Below are 18299 nucleotides of genomic sequence, written 5' to 3' on the forward strand. Positions count from 1 at the left end.
GTGCTCACGGAAGGGTCAGGGCACGTGGACGACCTGTCCCGCGTAGGAGAGGTTGCCGCCGAATCCGAAGAGGAGGGCGGGGGCGCCGGAGGGGATGTCCCCGCGGGCGACCAGCTTGGACAGGGCCATCGGGATGGAGGCGGCGGAGGTGTTGCCGGACTCCGTGACGTCCTGGGCGACGACGGCGTTGACGGCGCCGATCTTCCGGGCGACCGGTTCGATGATGCGGAGGTTCGCCTGGTGGAGGACGACCGCGGCCAGGTCCTCCACGGTGAGGCCGGCGCGTTCGCAGGCGCGGCGGGCGATGGGCGGGAGCTGGGTGGTGGCCCAGCGGTAGACGGACTGGCCTTCCTGCGCGAAGCGGGGCGGGGTGCCCTCGATGCGCACGGCGTGGCCCATCCGGGGGACGGAACCCCACAGCACGGGGCCGATGCCGGGGGCGTCCGCCGCCTCGACGACCGCGGCGCCCGCGCCATCGCCGACCAGGACGCACGTCGTGCGGTCGGTCCAGTCGGTGATCTCGGTCATCTTGTCGGCGCCGATGACCAGGGCGCGGCGTGCCGAGCCGGCCCGTACGGCGTGGTCGGCGGTGGCCAGCGCGTGGGTGAAGCCCGCGCAGACCACGTTGAGGTCCAGCGTGGCGGGGGCGTCCATGCCGAGGCGGGCGGCCACCCGGGCGGCCGTGTTCGGTGAGCGGTCGATGGCGGTGGAGGTGGCGACGAGGACGTAGTCGATGTCGCCGGGGGTCAGGCCCGCGGCGGCCAGGGCCTTGGCCGCCGCGTGGGCGGCCATCTCGTCCACCGTCTCGTCGGGCCCCGCGACGTGGCGGGTGCGGATGCCGACCCGGCTGCGGATCCACTCGTCGCTGGTGTCGACCATGGCGGCCAGGTCGTCGTTGGTCAGCACCTTCGCGGGCTGGTGGTGCCCGAGCGCGGCGATTCGCGTGCCCGTGATCACGGGTGGAACCCCCTCTGTTCTCTGCGGTTCGTGAGTGCCTCAGTCTGGTCAGCGACTGGTGGGTAACCCGTCGCGTGATCCCACAGGATTCCCGCCCGCCACTTGGAGGGACCGCAACATCGCCGGGTGAGAGGCGGCGGAGCCGCGCTGGTGGGGGGCGCGTACCGCGGTACGAAGGGCGCGCGTACCGTGCGGGACAATGGAGTGGTCGTGCCGTCGAGGGAATGCGGGGCTGGGCAGACATGGGACGGGTGACGGAGCGGCGCCGCGTCATCAGGGTGCGGGACGGCGTCGTGTCGGCCCGCCCGGACACGCTGGTCGCCGAGGAGCCCCTGGAGATCCGGTTGAACGGCAAGCCGCTGGCCGTCACGATGCGCACGCCGGGCGACGACTTCGCGCTCGCCGTGGGGTTCCTGGTCAGCGAGGGTGTGCTCGCCGCCCCGTCGGACGTGCGGAACGTGGCGTACTGCGCGGGCGCCACCGAGGACGGGCGCAACACCTACAACGTCGTGGACGTGCGGTTGGCGCCGGAGGTTCCCGTGCCGGACATCACGCTGGAGCGGAACGTCTACACCACGTCGTCGTGCGGGTTGTGCGGCAAGGCGAGCCTGGACGCCGTCCGTACGACCACCCGCTTCCCCCTGGAAGCGGCGCGGTCTCCGGTGCGGGTGGGTGTGGAGGTGCTGGCCGGGCTGCCGGAGCGGCTGCGGGCCGCCCAGCGGGTGTTCGAGAGGACCGGGGGCCTGCACGCGGCCGCGCTCTTCTCGCAGGACGGTGAGCTGCTCGACGTACGGGAGGACGTGGGCCGGCACAACGCCGTGGACAAGGTCGTCGGGCGGGCCCTCCGGGAGGGGCTGCTGCCGCTGGACCGCACGGTGCTGCTGGTGTCCGGCCGGGCGTCGTTCGAGTTGGCGCAGAAGGCCGTCATGGCGGGAGTCCCGGTGCTGGCGGCGGTGTCCGCGCCGTCGTCGCTGGCCGTGGACCTCGCCGCGGAGGCGGGACTCACCCTCGTGGGGTTCCTCCGGGGCGGCGACATGAACGTGTACGCGGGGGCCGAGCGGATCACCGGACTGTCCTGACCTACGGCACGCCCCTCAGACGGCCCATGCCGGTACGGGGGACGCGGAACCGCGGCCGCCGGCACGGGGCGCGGAACCGCGTCGATACGGGGACCCCTCCCCGTCGGCGCGGCCTCGTGTGGCGACGGCTCCGGAGCGGCGGTGGCTGCGGGTGGTGACCGTGGGACGGTGGCCCCGTGCGGGGACGGCCGCAGAGCGGTGAGCCGTCGGGCGGTCGCCGCGGAGCGGTGAGCCGGGTGCCGGGGTCCGGGGCCGGAGCGGTCGCCTTCGGGCTGCGGGCCCGCCGCCGTGGGCCTGCGACGAGGCACCGGTCAGCTGCGGCGGGTGGGCTCCGGCGGGTCGACCATCTGCAGCGTCAGCGTCGCCGGCGGCTCGGCCACGCCGGGGCCGCCCGCCGACACCCAGGCGAGGATGTCGTCCAGGCAGTCGTCGTCGAGCGCCCAGCCGATCCAGGCGGCCCGCGCCCCGCGGCGGCGCGCTTCGGTGGAGGGTTGCACCACCACGATGTTGGCCTGCCCGCACGGGCCGAGGCAGTCGCTCGTGCGGACGACGAGGCGGCCGCCGGAGGCGGCGGCCGCCTCCTGGAGCCGTTCCAGCTGGCCGGCGTGGTCGGTGCCGGGGTGCTTGCCCGCGTTGCCGCAGCAGCAGCCCCGGCACACCACCAGGGAGCAGGGGCGCCCGGCGCCGGGGCGTATCCAGGGTCGGCGGGGCGTGGTCACCGGGCACCGCCGGGGCGCGCGGGCGCGGAGGCGCGGGATCGTGTGGGCATGACATCACCGTATCGGGCGTGATCATGCTCTGGGGAGGGCCGGGCCGGTTCTCGCCAGGGCGGGGGCTGCCTGTGGCCGGGATCCACCGCCGGGTCTCCGGCCGACGGTGGGCGGTGGGCGTCGGTCCCCGGGCGGGTCCGCGGCGCGGCGGCGTGCGACGGCCGCGCACACCGCCAGCCGCATCCGGTGGACCGGTGTTCCGGGAGGACCAGCGGCAGGTGTGGGTGCCGAGCGAGCGAGCGAGGCCGGCGGCAGGACCCGCAGGGACGCGTCGTCACCGGTGGGGTGGCGGAGGACGCTGGACGGCGGAGACCGTGTGGCGGGATCGTCGCTGTGCGTGCGCGGTACGGATTCCGTGGAGATTCGCCCCTCCCGTTCCTTACCGGCGGCTCAGTAACCGGGGCGCCGCACCGTCGTGACCACGGGGTTGCCCATCTGACCTGTGGTGATGTCGGGATGATCGGGGCTCCGCCGACCTTTCGGCGGAACTCTGCGTGGGGTACCGTCACTCTCCGCTGTGCTGAGCGCCACAAGGAGCAGGCCCGTGCGCGAGTTGACAGTCCCCCCTCTGGTGACGGAACCGCTGGTCGGCGGGCTGGCCGACGCGGTGTTCGACCACGCCTCCAGCGATCCGGACCGGGTGGCCCTCGGGCGCAAGGACGCGGCCGGGCGGTGGACGGACGTCACCTCCGCGCAATTCCGGGACGAGGTGCTGGCCCTGGCGAAGGGGCTGCTGGCGCACGGGGTGCGGTTCGGTGACCGGGTCGCGGTCATGTCCCGCACCCGCTACGAGTGGACGCTGTTCGACTTCGCGCTGTGGACCGTCGGGGCGCAGCCGGTGCCCGTGTACCCGACGTCGTCCGCGGAGCAGGTGCGGTGGATGTTCCACGACGCCGCCGTCACCGCGTGCGTCGTGGAGCACGAGGACCACGCGATGACGGTCGGCTCCGTGGTGGACCGGCTGCCGCAGCTCAGGCAGCTGTGGCAGCTGGACGCCGGGGCCGTCGACCGGCTGGTCGCGGACGGGGCGCGGATCGACGACGAGGTGGTGCAGCGTCACCGGCGGGCGGTGACCCCCGACTCGGTCGCCACGGTCATCTACACGTCGGGGACCACGGGCCGCCCCAAGGGTTGCGTGCTGACCCACGGCAGCTTCATCTTCGAGGCGGACACGCTGGTGAGGCACTGGGACCCGGTCTTCCGTTCGCTGTCCGGCCGGGAGGCGTCCACGCTGCTGTTCCTGCCGCTGGCGCACGTCTTCGGGCGCATGGTGGAGATCGCGGCGGTGCGGGGCCGGGTGAAGCTGGGCCACCAGTCCGCGCTGAGCGCGGAGGCGCTGCTGCCGGACCTGGCGGCGTTCCGGCCGACGTTCGTGCTGGCCGTGCCGTACGTCTTCGAGAAGGTGTTCCGGGCGGCGCGGCGGGCGGCGGAGACGGAGGGGCGGCTCGGCATGTTCGACAAGGCCGTGGACGTGGCCGTGCGGTACGCGGAGGCGCTGGAGCAGCGGGCGTTCGGGCAGGGGCCGGGCCCTTCGGCGGCGCTGCGGGTGCAGCACCAGTTCTTCGAGCGGGCGGTGTACGGCAGGGTGCGCGACACGTTCGGCGGGCGGGTGCGGCACGCGATGTCCGGGGGGTCCGCGATGGAGCGGCGGATGGGGCTGTTCTTCGCCGGGGCGGGCGTGGCCGTGTACGAGGGGTACGGGTTGACGGAGTCGGCGTCGGCGGCCACGGCGAACCCTCCCGAGCGGACCCGGTACGGCACGGTGGGTCTGCCGGTTCCGGGCACGTCGGTGCGGATCGCGGAGGACGGGGAGGTGTGGGTGCGGGGGCGCAACGTCTTCTCCGGATACCTCAACGCCCCGGAGGCGACCGCCGCCGTGCTGCACGACGGGTGGCTGGCCACGGGCGATGTGGGCCGCCTGGACGCCGACGGCTATCTGACGATCACCGGGCGGAAGAAGGAGATCCTGGTGACGACGAGCGGCAAGAGCGTGGCGCCGCTGGCCCTGGAGGAGCGGGTGAGGTCGCATCCGCTGGTCGCTCAGTGCGTCGTGGTCGGCAACGACCGGCCGTACATCGCGGCGCTGGTCACCCTGGACCGGGAGGCCGTGGAGCACTGGCTGGCGATGCAGGGGCGGGCGTCGATCCCGTCGGCGCGGCTGGTGCGGGATCCCGCGTTGGAGAAGGAGATCCGCCGGGCGGTGATCGCCGCCAACACGCTGGTGTCGAAGGCCGAGTCGATCCGCACGTTCCGGATACTGGCCCATCCGTTCAGCGAGGAGCACGGGCTGCTGACGCCGTCGCTGAAGCTGAAGCGCCGGGCGATCGAGGCGGCGTACGCGGACGAGGTGGACGCGCTGTACCAGTGAGGCGGTCCGCGCCGCGGCCGCCTCCCGTGTGCCGGCTGCACCGGGAGGCGGCCGCCGGGCGGATCAGGGCCGGTGGCCGGGGGCGGCTCCGGGCACGCCGGCGGGCCGGCCGCCGCCGCGGGTCAGGGTGTACCCCCAGATGCCTGCGAGGGCCGCGAGGGCGGCGCCGCCGGCGGTCCACAGCCAGCGGGCGGACCACCAGCCGGACGACCAGCCGTCCTCCGGTTCCACCGTCGCCGCGGACCCCTGCACGAGGGGGGCCGCGAGCCGGCCGTCCGTGTCGGCGGCGGAGCCCGCGTCGTCCAGGGACACGTCCAGGGCCGCGCGGAACGGCAGGCCGCTGTCGGAGGCGCCGAGGTCCACCGCGGTCACCCGGGCGTAGTACGCGCCGGGCAGCGGGTCGTTCGACCAGGACTCCGCCCCGCCGCGCACGGTCCTCAGGTGGCAGGTGAGCTGCACGGAGGTGGCCGCGGCGGCGAGGGTCGCGCGGTCGCTGCCGTAGCGGCAGGCCTGGCGGCGGCGCAGCCCGTCGTACACGTCGATCCGCCAGGTGGCGGCGGCCGAGCGGGCGGAGGTGTCGGGCAGCTCGACGGTGGCGCGGACGGTGGCGCGGTCCCCGGTGTCGGCGGGGAACTGCCAGTACAGGTAGTCGCCGGTCGATGCCTGTGCGGTGGCCTGCTGTCCGGGGCGTACGGCGGTGGCCGTACGGAACGACGTGCCGGCCTCGGTGGGCGCGGGCGGTTCGCCGTCGGAGCCGGCCGACACGGTCGGCGCGGGCGTGCCGGCCAGCGCCGTGCCGGGGGCGGCGGCGGTGCCGAGGAACGCGGCGGCGAGCACGGCGGACGCCGTGAGGAGTCGGAGTCGGGCGGGTCGCATCAGTTGGTCCTCCAGACGGTGACGCGCCAGCGGGACACCCAGCCCCACAGCAGTCCGGCGAGGAAGCCGGCGGCGGCGAGGGCGGCGAGGAACCACCAGCCGCGGCCCAGGCCGAAGAAGGCGGTGTCGTCGGCGTCGGCGGGGGCGTCGACCACGGCGATGCTGAGTTCGACGGGCATGCCGGGGGTCGTCTTGACGTTCGCGGGCGCGGAGAACGAGTTGCTGACGCGCAGGCAGACCGTCTCGGCGGCGGGCTTGCCGTCACCGTCGGCTCCGTCCGCGTCGGCCCCGTCGTCCTCCGGCTTCGGGTGGCGCAGGCCGGTCGATATGACGTCGGTGCGGCCGTCCCCGGCCGCCTCTCCCCGTACGAGCTCGCGGCCGGCGAGGGTGGAGGCCCGCAGCATGACGCCGTAGTCGCGGTTCACGGCGCGGTCCGCGGCGACGCTGACCGCGGCGCGCAGTTCCTGGCCGGGCAGCAGCTCCACGCGGTACCAGCGGTGCTGGCCGAACTCCTCGCGGTCGCTGTACAGGCCGGGGGTGAGGACGGGGGCGCCGTCGCACCGGTCGGTGCCGCGGGTGGCGACGGGCTTGACGGTGGGCTTCGCGGCCCGGTCGACCAACTGGCTGACGCGTTCGGACAGTTCGTCGGTGTGCTGGACGGAGGTGTACGTGCCGCCGGTGGCTTCCGCGATGCAGATGAGCTGGGCGCGGGTCTTGGCGTCGGGGACGAGGCCGAGCGTGTCGATGGTGAGGTGGATGCCCTTCGCCGCGATCTCCCGGGCGACCTCGCACGGGTCGAGGGGGGCGCAGGTGTCCTCGCCGTCCGTGATGAGGACGATCCTGCGGGTGGCGTCGCCGCCTTCCAGGTCCTCGGCGGCGCCGAGGAGGGCGGGGCCGATGGGCGTCCAGCCGGTGGGGGTGAGGGTGGCGACGGCGGTCTTCGCCTCGGTGCGGTCGAGCGGACCGACCGGGTAGAGCTGCCGGGTGTCCTTGCAGCCCCGCTTGCGGTCGTCGCCGGGGTAGTCGGCGCCGAGGGTGCGGATGCCGAGCCTGACGTCCTGCGGGACGGCGTCGAGGACCTCGTTGAACGCCTGCTTGGCGGCGGCCATCCGGGACTGCCCGTCGATGTCGCGGGTCCGCATGGATCCGCTGACGTCCAGGACCAGTTCGACCTTGGGTGATTCCTTCGCGGCGGGCTCCGACGCGCCGTCGTCGGCCCAGGCGGGCGCCGCGGAGAGCCCGCCCGTCAGGCCCGTCAGTGTGACCAGCAGGCCGCACACGGCGGCCGCCAGTCGCTTTCGTGTGATCATCGCCGGATCATATTGACCGGGCTCACGCCTCCCCAACTCGCCTCCGGGGCGGGTGGTACGCCGCACGGCAGTCGAGCACGCGGTGCATGACGGAGGCGGGCAGAGCCGGGTTCACGCCCGCTTCATGCAGGAACTCCCGCTCGGTCGGCAGCCGTACGTGGACCTGGGCCGGAAGCCGCGCGTGACGGGCCGTCAACGCGCGCGGCGGCTGCCCGGGTCGTCGAGGGGACGCACGGCGGAGGCGGGCGCCGGCCGGGGTCGGCCGCGGCGCGCCGCCGCGGCCTCCGCGTCCCGGTCCGGAGGGCGGCGGGGCGCAGGCGGTCCCTCGGCGAGGTGGACGGACACCCGTTGCTGCTCGGTGGGTTCGCGGCGCACGGACCCGCGCGGTCCCGTCCCGTCGGGGCCCCCGCCGGAGCCTTCCGGTGGGGGCCTCGACGGGCCGCCGGTGCGGGTCGTCGCCGCGTCAGGTGGCGCGCCGGGCCGTGTGGACCGTGCGGGCCGTGAGCAGGTGGAGGTCGGGACGGTGGTGCAGGGACTCCGGGTCGTCCGGGTCCGTGAGGCGGTCCAGGGCCGCGCGGTCGTCCTCGGCGAGCCGGTCGTCCAGGGATTCGTTCCGGCGGGTGAACTCCGCGACGACGTGGTCCCGTACGGCCGGCGGGACGGGCGCCGGGATGTCGAGGAGGAACGAGCGCGTGCCGCGCGGGGCGAGTCCGGCGGCGGTGAGCAGCGCCCGCCAGTCCTCGGCGGCCTGCCGGCTGCCGGGGAGCGCGGCCCGCATCTCCGCGAACCACTCGGCGGCCGCGGCGTCCAGCCGGGCCTCCAGGTCGGGGCGGCCGAAGCCGATGTCCCGGGGCAGGCGGCGGGTCGGGAGGCCGCCCTCCACGAGCGCCAGCAGGCCCCCCGGCCGCAGCAGCCCCGCCAGGCCGGACAGGGCGGCCGCCTGGTCACCGAGGTGGTGCAGGGACTCCCCCGCCCAGATCAGGTCGGCCTCGCCCAGCCTGTGCAGGTCGCCCGGCAGGTCGGCGAGCAGGGTCGTCACGCCCCGGGTGCGGGCGCGCTCCAGGAGTTCGGGGGTCGCGTCGACGGCGACGACCTCGGCGTACGGGAAGGCTTCGGCGAGCAGGGCGGAGACGACGCCGGGGCCGCTGCCGACGTCGAGGACGCGGCGGACCGCGCCCATCGGGAGCAGTTCGGTGAGCCAGGTGAGGGCCTGCCGGTACATCGGGGTGCGGAGCTGCGCGCCGCCCTCCAGCAGGGGCAGCAGGGCCGTCCAGTCCATGTGGGCGGTGTGGTCGTGCGCGTGGGGGCGGGTCGCCTCGGTGTGCGTCATGGGGACAGGGTGCTGACCGGCGAGCGCCGGGGCGAGTCAGCGTGCCGTTCCGGCACGCGCGGGTTGCGCCGGACGCCGGTCCGGTACTCCTGGGGGCTGACGCCCCGCTCCCGTTTGAAGGCGGCGCTGAACGCGAAGGCGCCGCCGTAGCCGACGCGCCGGGCGACGGCCTCGACGGTGGTGTCGGTCTCCCGCAGCAGGTCGGCGGCGAGGGTGAGTCGCCAGCCCGTCAGGTACGCCATCGGGGGTTCGCCGACCAGTTCGGTGAAGCGGCGTGCGAGCGCGGCGCGTGAGACGCCGGCCTGGGCGGCGAGCGCGGCGACGGTCCAGGGGTGGGCGGGGTCGTCGTGCAGCAGCCGCAGGGCGGTGCCGACGACCGGGTCGCCCGTGGCCCGGTACCAGGCGGGGGCGGCCGCTTCCGGCCGGGAGAACCAGGCCCGGACGGAGGCGATGAGCAGCAGGTCGAGGGTGCGGTCGAGGACGACGCTCTGGCCGGGTTCGTCGCGGCTGATCTCGTCCTCCAGGACGGGCGTGAGGGGGCAGTTCCAGGAATCCGCGGGCAGGTGCAGCAGCGGTGGCAGGGCGTCGAGGAGCCGCCGGCCGACCTCGCTCTCCATCCGGTACGTGCCGACGAGCAGGGTGTCGGGGCCGCCCGCGGCGTTGCCCCAGGTCCGCACGCCGAGCCGCATGGTCTCCTCCAGCGGCTCCCCGTGCAGGGTGCGGCACGCCCCGCCGGGGTCCACGACGGCCTGCGGCGGGGTGTCGGGGGCGCCCGCGACGGTGTAGGGGTGCGGGCCGCGGACGACCGCCACGTCTCCGGTCCGCAGCCGTACGGGCCCGCCGGCGCCGGGATGGCCGGGGACGATCCACGCCTCTCCGCCGGTGACGCACATCAGGCACAGGGGGGCGCGGTCCTCGATGCGCACCGACCAGGGCGGCGCCATCACCATCCGCAGCAGGAAGGCCCCCCGGGCCCGTGGTCCGTCGAGCAGTCCGGCCAGTGCGTCCATGCGGGTCAGCGTAGACGCACGCGTAGGCAACCGAGCCTCTGGCGCATGGATCGTCCAGCCGGGGACGGCGAAGCTCGTACCCATGAACGAGAACACGAGCAGGGACACGGGCAACGGCACGAGCGGCACGGCGGCGGGCACGGCCGGGGGCGCGGGGGCGCCGCGGACGGTGCTGGTGACGGCGGCGACCGGGAAGACGGGCCGCCGGGTGGCGGATCTGCTGGACGCGCGGGGCGTGGAGGTGCGCAGGGGCTCCCGGAGCGGTGCGCCGCGCTTCGACTGGGAGGACCCGGCGACCTGGGGTCCGGCGCTGGGGGGCGCCGACGCGGCGTACGTGGCGTACTACCCGGACCTGGCGGCGCCGGGCGCGGTGGAGGCGCTGCGGGAGTTCGGACGGGTGGCGGCGCGGGAGGGCGTGCGGCGGCTGGTCCTGCTGTCCGGGCGCGCGGAGCCGGAGGCGGTGCGGACGGAGCAGGCGCTGCGCGAGGCGCTCGCGCCGGGCGGGGAACTCGCCGTGGTGCGGGCTGCGTTCTTCACGCAGAACTTCACGGAGGGACTGATGGCGGAGGGGGTGGCGGCCGGGCGGATCGAGTTCCCGGCGGGTGGCACGCCCGAGCCGTTCGTCGACGCCGGCGATGTGGCGGAGGTGGCGGTGGCGGCGCTGCTGGAGGACGCGCACGCGGGACGGGTGCACGAGGTGACGGGTCCGCGCCTGCTGACGTTCGCGCAGGCGGCGGCGGAGTTGTCGGCGGCTGCGGGCCGCGAGGTGGCGTACGTGCCGGTGTCGCCGGAGCAGTACGCGGAGGGGATGCGGGCGTACGGGCTGGCGGCGGAGGAGGCCGACTGGCTGGCGGGCCTGTTCTCGGGGCTGCTGGACGGGCGGAACGCGTCGGTGGCGGACGGGGTGCGGCGGGTGCTGGGGCGTGAGCCGCGGGACTTCGCGGAGGGGGTGAAGGGCGCGTTCGCCTCCGGGGTGTGAGAGGGGTCGTGAGCCGGTGACCCGTGGTGGCCGGGCGCACGGGGGCCGGGGGCCCCGGGCGCCCGGCGCGGTTGCCTCCGGGCCTGTCGGGCCCGGAGGGCCGGCGGCGCTCTTGCAGGACCGCGAAACCATGCCGGGGCGGGGTCCGGAGTGCCGGGGCGGGTACGGGTCGCGGGGTGTCAGGCGGCGCCGTGGACGGGGGCGATGGCGTCCACGCGGGACGCGAGCTCGAAGTCGCGTTCGGTGACCGCGCCGCCGGCGTCATGCGTGTTCACCGCGAGGGCGACCGTGTTGTAGCCGAGGGTGAGGTCGGAGTGGTGGTTCAGCTCGTCCTGGATGCGGGCGACGTGGACCACCATCGCGGTGGCCGCGAAGTGGGTGGAGAGGCGGTACGTACGGGTGATGCGGTCGCCGGTGAGCGACCAGCCGGGCAGTTCGCGCAGCCGGTCCTCGATCTCCTTCTGCGACAGCGGCTCCGTGGGCATGGGGCGTGTTCCCTTCCGTGAGGTCCCGACCGACCTTACGGTTCCCGGGCGGGCGCCGCCGGTCAACACGGCGGCCCCGCCGACCGCCGCCCGTATACCGTCTGCCGTATGACAACGGTCGTGACGGGCACGGGAGTAGGCGCGCTGCTGCGGCAGTGGCGGGAGCGGCGGCGGCTCAGCCAGCTGGAGCTGGCGCTGAGGGCCGGCTCGTCGGCCCGGCACATCTCGTTCGTGGAGACGGGGCGGTCCCGGCCCAGCGAGGAGATGGTGCTGCGCCTGGCCGAGCACCTCGACGTCCCGGTGCGGGAACGCAACGCGCTGCTGCTGGCGGCCGGTTACGCGCCCCGGTACGCCGAGTCGCCGCTGGACGCGCCGGAGCTGGAGCCGCTGCGGGAGGGGATGGAGCGGCTGCTCACCGGCTACGAGCCGTACCCGGCGCTCGTGGTCGACGGCGCGTACACGGTGCTGGGGGCGAACCGCGGCGTCACGCTGCTGCTGGAGGGCCTGCCCGAGCACCTGCTGACGCCGCCGCTGAACGCGATGCGCGTCACCCTGCACCCGGAGGGGCTGGCTCCGCGGATCCGGAACCTGCGGGAGTGGCGGGGCCACCTGCTGGCGCAGATGGAGCGGCAGCTGGCGCTGGTGCGTTCGGAGCCGCTGCGCGCGGTGTACGAGGAGGTCGCGGCGTACCCGGTGCCCGCCCCGGAGCCGTTCGGCACCGAGGGGGAGCCGGCGGCACCGCATCCGTACTTCGCGCTGCCGCTGCGGATCGAGCACGCCGGGCTGGTCCTGTCGTTCGTGTCGTCGATCTCGACGTTCAACACCCCGCTGGACATCACGGTCGCCGAGCTGGCCATCGAGACGCTGCTGCCGGCGGACCGGGAGACGGCGGCGTACCTGCGGTCCGCTGCAGGGTCTGAGCGGTGACGTCACCGCTGCGGCTCCGCGACGGTGCGGCTCCCTCTGGCGCGGCCGCGCTAGAGGGAGCCGCCCGCGCGGAGGGCGGACCACTGGAGCGCGGCGAAGGCGGCGACCGTCACGGCCTGCGCCGGGACCCAGAGGGTGCCCGCGGTGGTGGGCTCCAGCCAGGCCGCGAGAGCGACGACGCTGAGGGCGGCCCAGAGGGCGTTGGCGTCGACGATCAGCCTCACGGCCGTGGCGGAGGGCCGCGCCGCGACGAGGCCGACCGCCGTGCTGTACAGCACGAGGAGGACGCCGAGGGCCGACAGCAGCGTGGCGTCGACGCCGAGCAGCCTGCTCAGCGGGGCGGACGCCACCGCGTAGGCGAGCCCGTTCGCCCCCGTGACGGCGGCGTCGAGGGCCAGGAAGCGGCGCAGCATGGTTCGCGGCTCGGTGGTGCGGGCGAGTCCGGCGAGCAGGGCGTGGGACATGGCGGATCGGCCTCCTGCGAGGTCGTACGGGTGGGGTGGAGCCGGCCGCCGGGGCGCCCCCGGGTCGTGGGCCGTCCGGCGGCCGGCAGGGAAACCTTGCCGGTCGGCCGGGGGGCGGGTCGATTACCGCGGAGGTAAGGGGGTCCTCTGCGGGACCTCACTGGAGGACCCTGGTTCCGGGGCCCCGGGGCGCCACTCGGTACGCCGGCGTCCGCCTGAGTCCCCTCGGTGTCGCGGTGCGTGGCTCCCTGTCGGGCTCCCCGGCCGGTGGGGGCGCTGCGCAGGGATGTCGGGGCACGAGCAGGGCGGCGGCCGGGCGTTGACGCCGCGGCTCGTCAGGGCAGAGGGGTGCGGTGCAGCGTGACGAGGAGACGCCAGACGCGGTGCGTGATCGCGGCGGGGGTGGCGTCGATGAGCCCGTGCAGCCAGTCGGCGAGGACTCCGGTGAAGGTCGCGGCCACGGCCGTGGCCACCAGATCGGGCTCCGGTGCGCCGGCCAGGGTGCGTTCGGTACGACTGCGTGCGCGCAGGTCCTGGTGGAGTACCTGGCCGAGTGGGCCGCCGCCGCCCGGCCTCAGCAGTTCCCGGTAGAGGCCGGCGTGCGGGGCGAGGCTTTCGAAGAAGGAGAACAGCGCCGGAGGCGGGACGGCGGGATCAGGTGTCCCGCGCCAGGCATGCAGGGAGTCCACGGCGTCGCGGACCACATCGGCACAGGCATCGACGGCCAGTGCCTCCAGGTCCGTGTAGTGGAGGTAGAACGTGGCACGGCCGACCCCGGCCCGGCGCACCAGTGAGGTGACGCTGGCCTCCGCCAGCGGACGGCTGGTGCACTCCTCCAGCAACGCCCGGCGCAGCTTGGCCCGTGTCCGTGCGGTACGGGGGTCCTGCTGCTGGGACATCACCGGGCCAGCAGGACGGCGACGAGCGTCACTGCCCCGGGCAGTGCCTGCGCGGTCAGGATGCGCCGGTTCGCAGTGAGGCCGCCGTACAGACCGGCGACCACCACGCAGGCGAGGAAGAAGACCTGGACCCGGAAGCCCGTCGGGTCCTCGGCAATCAGTCCCCAGACCAGTCCCGCGGCCAGGAATCCGTTGTAGAGGCCCTGGTTGGCCGCCAGAGGCGCTGTGGCACGAGCCGTGGCCGCATCGAATCCGGAGAGCTCGCGGCCCGGCCTCTTCTCCCACAGGAACATCTCCAGAACCAGGATGTACGCGTGCAGGGCGGCCACCAGGCCGACCAGCACCTTCGCAGTCGTCTCCATTGCTGTTCCCACTCCTCGGGCTACTTGGACAGATGTCCAGAATACATGGACAGTCGTCCAGAATGCTCGCACGCGTACGGGCGGGGCGTGCGTGCAGTCCGCGGGTCGGCCACCTCAAGGTCGAAGGCGTCGCGTCGGCCGCCGGTTCCTTCCCCGTCTTCATCGGTGACGACGAGGACCACGGCGGCCCGCTTCGCCGGCTGCGGGTGACACGGCCGGGCATGCGCCCCGGAAGTACCGCCCGCGGCGCTCGGCGGCGCCGACCCGGCACGTGGACAGGGCCTCTCCGCGCCGGGGGCGGCACACCGGCCACGGGTCGGCGGGTGGGAGGCGCCGGCACCGGGGACTGCGGAGGTGAGGGGCGTGGGCGGAGAGGCGGCGGGGGCGCCCAGGTCGGCCGCCGCCCGGGTGGGAGCGGGTCGGTGCCGGGCGGTGGGGGGCCGCGCACGCGGTGGTTGCGGTGACCCGTTCGGTGGGGCGCGGGGGCGTGGCGGCGGGGCGTGTGAAGCAGGGCTGTTGTACCGGTTAAGAAAACCTCGATGGACTCCGGGCGTCGCACTCGGCAGATTGGTCGCGTTCACCACTCCCCCTTCCCCTGTCTCCCGCATGGAGTCGCCTCGATGAAGGCCCTTGTCAAGCAGAACGCCGAGCCCGGCCTGTGGCTCATGGACGTCCCGGAGCCCGAGTACGGCGCGGGCGACGTGCTGATCAAGGTGCTGCGTACCGGCATCTGCGGCACCGACCTGCACATCCGCTCCTGGGACGGCTGGGCGCAGCAGACGGTGTCGACGCCGCTGGTGCTGGGCCACGAGTTCGTCGGTGAGGTCGCGGCGGTCGGCGCCGACGTGCAGGACGTGGCGGTCGGCGACCTGGTGAGCGGCGAAGGGCACCTGGTGTGCGGCAAGTGCCGCAACTGCCTGGCCGGGCGGCGCCACCTGTGCCGTGCCACGGTCGGTCTGGGTGTCGGGCGGGACGGGGCGTTCGCGGAGTACGTGGTGCTGCCCGCGTCGAACGTGTGGGTGCACCGCACGCAGGTGGACCTCGACATCGCGGCGATCTTCGACCCGTTCGGGAACGCCGTGCACACGGCTCTGTCGTTCCCGCTCGTCGGCGAGGACGTGCTGATCACCGGCGCCGGCCCGATCGGCATCATGGCGGCGGCCGTCGCGAAGCACGCGGGCGCCCGGAACGTGGTGATCACCGATGTGAGCGAGCCGCGCCTCGAACTGGCGCGCAAGGTCGGTGCCACGCTGGCCGTGAACGTCGCCCGCGGCAGCATCGGGGACGCGCAGCGGCAGCTCGGGCTGCGCGAGGGCTTCGACATCGGCCTGGAGATGTCGGGCCGCCCCGAGGCGATGCGGGACATGGTGGCGAACATGACCCACGGCGGCCGGATCGCCATGCTCGGGCTGCCGGCCGACGAGTTCCCCGTGGACTGGGCCAAGATCGTGACGTCGATGATCACGATCAAGGGCATCTACGGCCGGGAGATGTTCGAGACGTGGTACGCGATGACGGTGCTGCTGGAGGGCGGACTCGACCTCAGCCCCGTGGTCACCGGGAAGTACGCGTACAAGGACTTCGACGCCGCGTTCGACGAGGCGGCGACCGCCCGCAGCGGCAAGATCATCCTCGACTGGACCGTCTGACCGCCCCACCCCGACCTTCCCGCACCGGCCCACCCCGCCCGTCCTGCTAGGAGCAGCTTCCATGTTCGCGTCCGTCCGTGACGAACTCCGCGCCGCCCTCGACGAGATCCGCGACGCGGGCCTCTACAAGCCCGAGCGGGTCATCGGCACCCCGCAGTCCGCATCCGTCGCCGTCACCGCGGGCGGTGCCCCCGGGGAGGTGCTGAACTTCTGCGCCAACAACTACCTGGGGCTCGCCGACCACCCCGAGGTGGTGGCCGCGGCCAAGGAAGCCCTGGACCGGTGGGGCTACGGCATGGCGTCGGTGCGGTTCATCTGCGGCACCCAGGACGTCCACAAGGAGCTGGAGCAGCGCCTGTCGGCGTTCCTCGGCCAGGAGGACACGATCCTGTACTCCTCCTGCTTCGACGCGAACGGCGGTGTCTTCGAGACGCTGCTCGGTCCGGAGGACGCGGTGATCTCCGACGCCCTGAACCACGCGTCGATCATCGACGGCATCCGCCTGTCGAAGGCGGCCCGCTACCGCTACGCGAACCGCGACCTGGGTGAGCTGGAGGCCCGGCTGGTGGAGGCGGCGGGGGCGCGGCGCAAGCTGATCGTCACCGACGGCGTGTTCTCGATGGACGGGTACGTGGCGCCGCTCCGGGAGATCTGCGACCTCGCCGACCGGTACGGGGCGATGGTGATGGTCGACGACTCGCACGCGGTCGGCTTCGTCGGGGCGGGCGGCCGCGGCACGCCGGAGCTGCACGGGGTGATGGACCGGGTGGACATCATCACCGGCACGCTGGGCAAGGCGCTGGGCGGCGCGTCCGGCGGCTATGTGGCCGCTCGGGCGGAGATCGTGGAGCTGCTGCGGCAGCGGTCGCGCCCGTACCTGTTCTCGAACTCCCTCGCGCCGGTGATCGCCGCCGCGTCGCTGAAGGTCCTCGACCTTCTGGAGTCGGCGGGCGACCTGCGGGAGAAGCTGGACGCGAACACGAAGCTGTTCCGCACGCGGATGGCCGAGGAGGGTTTCGAGATCCTTCCCGGGGAGCACCCGATCGCCCCGGTGATGATCGGGGACGCGGCGGAGGCGGCCCGGATGGCGGAGCTGCTGCTGGAGCGCGGCGTGTACGTGATCGGGTTCTCGTACCCGGTCGTGCCGATGGGACAGGCCCGCATCCGGGTGCAGCTGTCCGCGGCGCACTCCGCGCAGGACGTCGAGCGGGCCGTGCGGGCGTTCGTGGACGCGCGTGCCGCGATGGCCTGATGAGCCGGGCCCTGGGCCCGGCCGGGCCCCCGCGGGCGCGGTCCCGCGTCCGCCCGGCCTCGTACCGGCCCGGGGTCGGACCGACCGGGCCCCACGCCGGCCCGGTGCCGTCGCATACCTGACCCGGCCCCGGCTGCGGACCGGGGTGGTCCGCGCACGGCCCGCCGTCGGCCCGCGCACCGGCTTCCGGTTCGGCCGGTCGGTGTCCGCGGGCGGCCCGGTGGCCCGCGCGGCCGGGTGACAATGGCAGGGTGATCGACCCCCGCCGACTGCGCATCCTGCGGGCGGCGGCGGACCACCGTACGGTGACCGCCGCCGCCGCAGCGCTGTATCTGACCCCGTCCGCCGTCTCCCAGCAGCTCGCCGCCCTGGAGCAGGAGACCGGGCACACGCTGCTGACGCGCAGCGGCAGGGGCGTCCGGCTCACCCCGGCCGGGGAGATCCTGCTGGGGCACGCCAACGAGGTGCTCGCCCAGCTGGAACGGGCCGAGGCGGAGCTCGCCGCGTACGCCGACGGCACTGCGGGCGAGGTGCGGATCGCGGCGTTCGCGACCGGTATCGCGGAGGTGCTGGCCCCGGCCGTCGCCCGGCTCGCACGGCGCCACCCCGGCATCCGCCCGCGGGTGCGCGACGCGGAGGGCGACGCCTCCCTGCCGATGGTGCTGGACAGGGAGGCGGACCTGGCCGTCGCCGTGGAGTACCGGGGTGCGCCCCGCGAGGACGATCCGCGGCTCGCGCGCGTGCCGTTGTACGCGGAGCCCTTCGACGCGGTGCTGCACGCGGGGCATCCGCTGGCGCAGGCACCGGAGGTGGCGCTGGCGTCGCTCGCGGACAGCGACTGGATCGGCCAGTCCGCCGGCAATCCGTGCCAGGACATGGTGCTGCTCGCCTGCGAACTGGCGGGCTTCGCACCCCGGCTGGTGCACGTGTCGGACGACTTCCGGGCCGTGGCCGCGCTGGCGGGCGCGGGCGCCGGGGTGGCGCTCGTGCCGCGCTCGGCGCTGCGCGGCATCGGGCTCAAGGACGTCGTGGTCCGCCCGGTGGCGGGACCGGCCGCGTTCCGGCGGGTGTTCGCGGCGGTCCGGCGGGGCGGCGAGGGCCATCCGCTGATCCGGCCGGTGCTGGACGCGCTGGCGGAGTCGGCCGCGGGTCTCTCGCAGCCGGACACCGCCTGAGCGGTGTGCGGCGGGACACGCGCCCGCCGGGCCGGCCCGCAGCCGACGGAGGGTGTGCTGCGTGGCCGCCCGGCAGGCGGGTCGGGTGGCGGGTCACGAGTCGCTGCGGCTGGGGCCGGTGGGGCCCTCGTGGGCGGGCGGGGCCGGCGGCACGGGCGCGGCCGCTGCCGGCTCGTCGCCGCGGTGCTGCCGCGGCGCGTCGGGGGCGCTGCCCCGGGTGGCTTCCGCCCGTACCAGGGCGGCCAGGGCGGCGAACGGGTCGATGGGCATGGGGGCTCCTCGGACGGTGCGCTGGTGGGGACTGCGGGTGCCGGGCTGCCGGTCAGCAGCGGATCACCACGCAGCGCACGGTGCGGAGCGTCGGGTGCGGGCGGCCGGGGGCCGCGGGGCACGTCGCGGGGCGGGGT

At 75.0% G+C, this 18299-nt stretch carries 18 protein-coding genes; 7 read left to right on the forward strand and 11 right to left on the reverse strand.

The window, feature by feature from the left end; translation table 11 throughout:
• Positions 1–15 precede the first annotated feature (15 nt).
• Complete coding sequence (locus BJP40_RS11730; RefSeq protein WP_071280336.1) at positions 16–954, reverse strand: beta-ketoacyl-ACP synthase III; 939 nt, start codon at positions 952–954, stop codon at positions 16–18.
• 245 nt (positions 955–1199) lie between these two features.
• Here BJP40_RS11730 and fdhD point away from each other — a divergent pair, with 245 nt between their 5' ends.
• A complete protein-coding gene (fdhD, locus tag BJP40_RS11735; protein ID WP_071280317.1) occupies positions 1200–2036 on the forward strand; it encodes a formate dehydrogenase accessory sulfurtransferase FdhD in 837 nt (278 codons plus the stop codon).
• A gap of 311 nt (positions 2037–2347) precedes the next feature.
• Here fdhD and BJP40_RS11740 read toward each other — a convergent pair whose 3' ends face one another.
• A complete protein-coding gene (locus BJP40_RS11740) occupies positions 2348–2755 on the reverse strand; it encodes a (2Fe-2S) ferredoxin domain-containing protein (RefSeq protein ID WP_177204358.1) in 408 nt (135 codons plus the stop codon).
• A gap of 595 nt (positions 2756–3350) precedes the next feature.
• Between BJP40_RS11740 and BJP40_RS11745 the strand changes: the two genes are divergently transcribed.
• Positions 3351–5174 (forward strand): long-chain fatty acid--CoA ligase, encoded by a 1824-nt coding sequence (locus tag BJP40_RS11745; protein ID WP_071280318.1) that lies wholly within the window; start codon positions 3351–3353, stop codon positions 5172–5174.
• A gap of 63 nt (positions 5175–5237) precedes the next feature.
• Here BJP40_RS11745 and BJP40_RS11750 read toward each other — a convergent pair whose 3' ends face one another.
• From BJP40_RS11750 to BJP40_RS11765, 4 genes are all read right to left on the reverse strand, one after another.
• The gene (locus tag BJP40_RS11750) at positions 5238–6050 is read right to left on the reverse strand and encodes a hypothetical protein (RefSeq protein WP_071280319.1); all 813 of its coding nucleotides are present in this window, start codon (positions 6048–6050) and stop codon (positions 5238–5240) included.
• The gene (locus BJP40_RS11755; RefSeq protein WP_071280320.1) at positions 6050–7360 is read right to left on the reverse strand and encodes a VWA domain-containing protein; all 1311 of its coding nucleotides are present in this window, start codon (positions 7358–7360) and stop codon (positions 6050–6052) included. Before BJP40_RS11755 ends, BJP40_RS11750 begins: the two co-directional genes overlap by 1 nt.
• Positions 7361–7823: 463 nt before the next feature.
• Positions 7824–8690 carry a class I SAM-dependent methyltransferase gene (locus tag BJP40_RS11760; protein WP_071280321.1) on the reverse strand — a complete coding sequence of 289 codons (867 nt, stop codon included), beginning with the start codon at positions 8688–8690 and terminating at the stop codon, positions 7824–7826.
• Positions 8687–9700: an AraC family transcriptional regulator gene (locus BJP40_RS11765; RefSeq protein ID WP_071280322.1), complete on the reverse strand. Its 1014-nt coding sequence runs from the start codon at positions 9698–9700 to the stop codon at positions 8687–8689. The genes BJP40_RS11760 and BJP40_RS11765 overlap by 4 nt, the downstream gene beginning before the upstream one ends.
• Before the next feature lie 82 nt (positions 9701–9782).
• On the opposite strand from BJP40_RS11765, the gene BJP40_RS11770 reads away from it, so the two are divergent.
• Positions 9783–10679, forward strand: coding sequence for an NmrA family transcriptional regulator (locus tag BJP40_RS11770; RefSeq protein WP_071280323.1), 897 nt, complete (start codon positions 9783–9785; stop codon positions 10677–10679).
• A gap of 179 nt (positions 10680–10858) precedes the next feature.
• Here BJP40_RS11770 and BJP40_RS11775 read toward each other — a convergent pair whose 3' ends face one another.
• Positions 10859–11164: a 4a-hydroxytetrahydrobiopterin dehydratase gene (locus BJP40_RS11775; protein WP_071280324.1), complete on the reverse strand. Its 306-nt coding sequence runs from the start codon at positions 11162–11164 to the stop codon at positions 10859–10861.
• A 108-nt stretch (positions 11165–11272) separates the two neighbouring features.
• On the opposite strand from BJP40_RS11775, the gene BJP40_RS11780 reads away from it, so the two are divergent.
• Entirely contained in the window at positions 11273–12091 is an 819-nt protein-coding gene (locus BJP40_RS11780) for a helix-turn-helix domain-containing protein (protein WP_071280325.1), read from the forward strand.
• Between the two features lie 50 nt (positions 12092–12141).
• Here the strand turns inward: BJP40_RS11780 and BJP40_RS11785 are convergent, their stop codons facing one another.
• From BJP40_RS11785 to BJP40_RS11795, 3 genes are all read right to left on the reverse strand, one after another.
• Positions 12142–12555: a hypothetical protein gene (locus BJP40_RS11785; protein ID WP_071280326.1), complete on the reverse strand. Its 414-nt coding sequence runs from the start codon at positions 12553–12555 to the stop codon at positions 12142–12144.
• Positions 12556–12890: 335 nt separating this feature from the next.
• Positions 12891–13454 carry a TetR/AcrR family transcriptional regulator gene (locus BJP40_RS11790; RefSeq protein WP_071280327.1) on the reverse strand — a complete coding sequence of 188 codons (564 nt, stop codon included), beginning with the start codon at positions 13452–13454 and terminating at the stop codon, positions 12891–12893.
• Positions 13454–13816 (reverse strand): DUF1304 domain-containing protein, encoded by a 363-nt coding sequence (locus BJP40_RS11795; RefSeq protein ID WP_071280328.1) that lies wholly within the window; start codon positions 13814–13816, stop codon positions 13454–13456. Before BJP40_RS11795 ends, BJP40_RS11790 begins: the two co-directional genes overlap by 1 nt.
• A 620-nt stretch (positions 13817–14436) precedes the next feature.
• Here BJP40_RS11795 and tdh point away from each other — a divergent pair.
• The 3 genes from tdh (at position 14437) to BJP40_RS11810 (ending at position 17892) form a co-directional block, all read left to right on the forward strand.
• Positions 14437–15465 carry an L-threonine 3-dehydrogenase gene (gene tdh, locus BJP40_RS11800; protein ID WP_071280329.1) on the forward strand — a complete coding sequence of 343 codons (1029 nt, stop codon included), beginning with the start codon at positions 14437–14439 and terminating at the stop codon, positions 15463–15465.
• A gap of 61 nt (positions 15466–15526) precedes the next feature.
• Positions 15527–16717 (forward strand): glycine C-acetyltransferase, encoded by a 1191-nt coding sequence (locus BJP40_RS11805; protein ID WP_071280330.1) that lies wholly within the window; start codon positions 15527–15529, stop codon positions 16715–16717.
• 251 nt (positions 16718–16968) lie between these two features.
• The gene (locus BJP40_RS11810) at positions 16969–17892 is read left to right on the forward strand and encodes a LysR family transcriptional regulator (RefSeq protein ID WP_071280331.1); all 924 of its coding nucleotides are present in this window, start codon (positions 16969–16971) and stop codon (positions 17890–17892) included.
• Positions 17893–17985: 93 nt separating this feature from the next.
• Here BJP40_RS11810 and BJP40_RS34180 read toward each other — a convergent pair whose 3' ends face one another.
• Positions 17986–18162 carry a hypothetical protein gene (locus BJP40_RS34180; RefSeq protein ID WP_177204359.1) on the reverse strand — a complete coding sequence of 59 codons (177 nt, stop codon included), beginning with the start codon at positions 18160–18162 and terminating at the stop codon, positions 17986–17988.
• Positions 18163–18299 lie beyond the last annotated feature (137 nt).

Origin of the sequence: Streptomyces sp. CC53 (assembly GCF_001865245.1) — a bacterium.
GTDB lineage: Bacteria > Actinomycetota > Actinomycetes > Streptomycetales > Streptomycetaceae > Streptomyces.

Excerpts from the sequence above, each read along its gene's own strand:
- BJP40_RS11805 (WP_071280330.1), top strand. The coding sequence starts at position 15,527 with ATGTTCGCGTCCGTCCGTGACGAACTCCGCGCCGCCCTCGACGAGATC.
- BJP40_RS11770 (WP_071280323.1), top strand. The coding sequence starts at position 9,783 with ATGAACGAGAACACGAGCAGGGACACGGGCAACGGCACGAGCGGCACG.
- BJP40_RS11785 (WP_071280326.1), bottom strand. The coding sequence starts at position 12,555 with ATGTCCCACGCCCTGCTCGCCGGACTCGCCCGCACCACCGAGCCGCGA.
- BJP40_RS34180 (WP_177204359.1), bottom strand. The coding sequence starts at position 18,162 with ATGCCCATCGACCCGTTCGCCGCCCTGGCCGCCCTGGTACGGGCGGAA.
- BJP40_RS11795 (WP_071280328.1), bottom strand. The coding sequence starts at position 13,816 with ATGGAGACGACTGCGAAGGTGCTGGTCGGCCTGGTGGCCGCCCTGCAC.
- BJP40_RS11750 (WP_071280319.1), bottom strand. The coding sequence starts at position 6,050 with ATGCGACCCGCCCGACTCCGACTCCTCACGGCGTCCGCCGTGCTCGCC.
- BJP40_RS11775 (WP_071280324.1), bottom strand. The coding sequence starts at position 11,164 with ATGCCCACGGAGCCGCTGTCGCAGAAGGAGATCGAGGACCGGCTGCGC.
- BJP40_RS11790 (WP_071280327.1), bottom strand. The coding sequence starts at position 13,454 with ATGTCCCAGCAGCAGGACCCCCGTACCGCACGGACACGGGCCAAGCTG.
- BJP40_RS11755 (WP_071280320.1), bottom strand. The coding sequence starts at position 7,360 with ATGATCACACGAAAGCGACTGGCGGCCGCCGTGTGCGGCCTGCTGGTC.
- BJP40_RS11765 (WP_071280322.1), bottom strand. The coding sequence starts at position 9,700 with ATGGACGCACTGGCCGGACTGCTCGACGGACCACGGGCCCGGGGGGCC.
- BJP40_RS11760 (WP_071280321.1), bottom strand. The coding sequence starts at position 8,690 with ATGACGCACACCGAGGCGACCCGCCCCCACGCGCACGACCACACCGCC.
- fdhD (WP_071280317.1), top strand. The coding sequence starts at position 1,200 with ATGGGACGGGTGACGGAGCGGCGCCGCGTCATCAGGGTGCGGGACGGC.
- tdh (WP_071280329.1), top strand. The coding sequence starts at position 14,437 with ATGAAGGCCCTTGTCAAGCAGAACGCCGAGCCCGGCCTGTGGCTCATG.
- BJP40_RS11780 (WP_071280325.1), top strand. The coding sequence starts at position 11,273 with ATGACAACGGTCGTGACGGGCACGGGAGTAGGCGCGCTGCTGCGGCAG.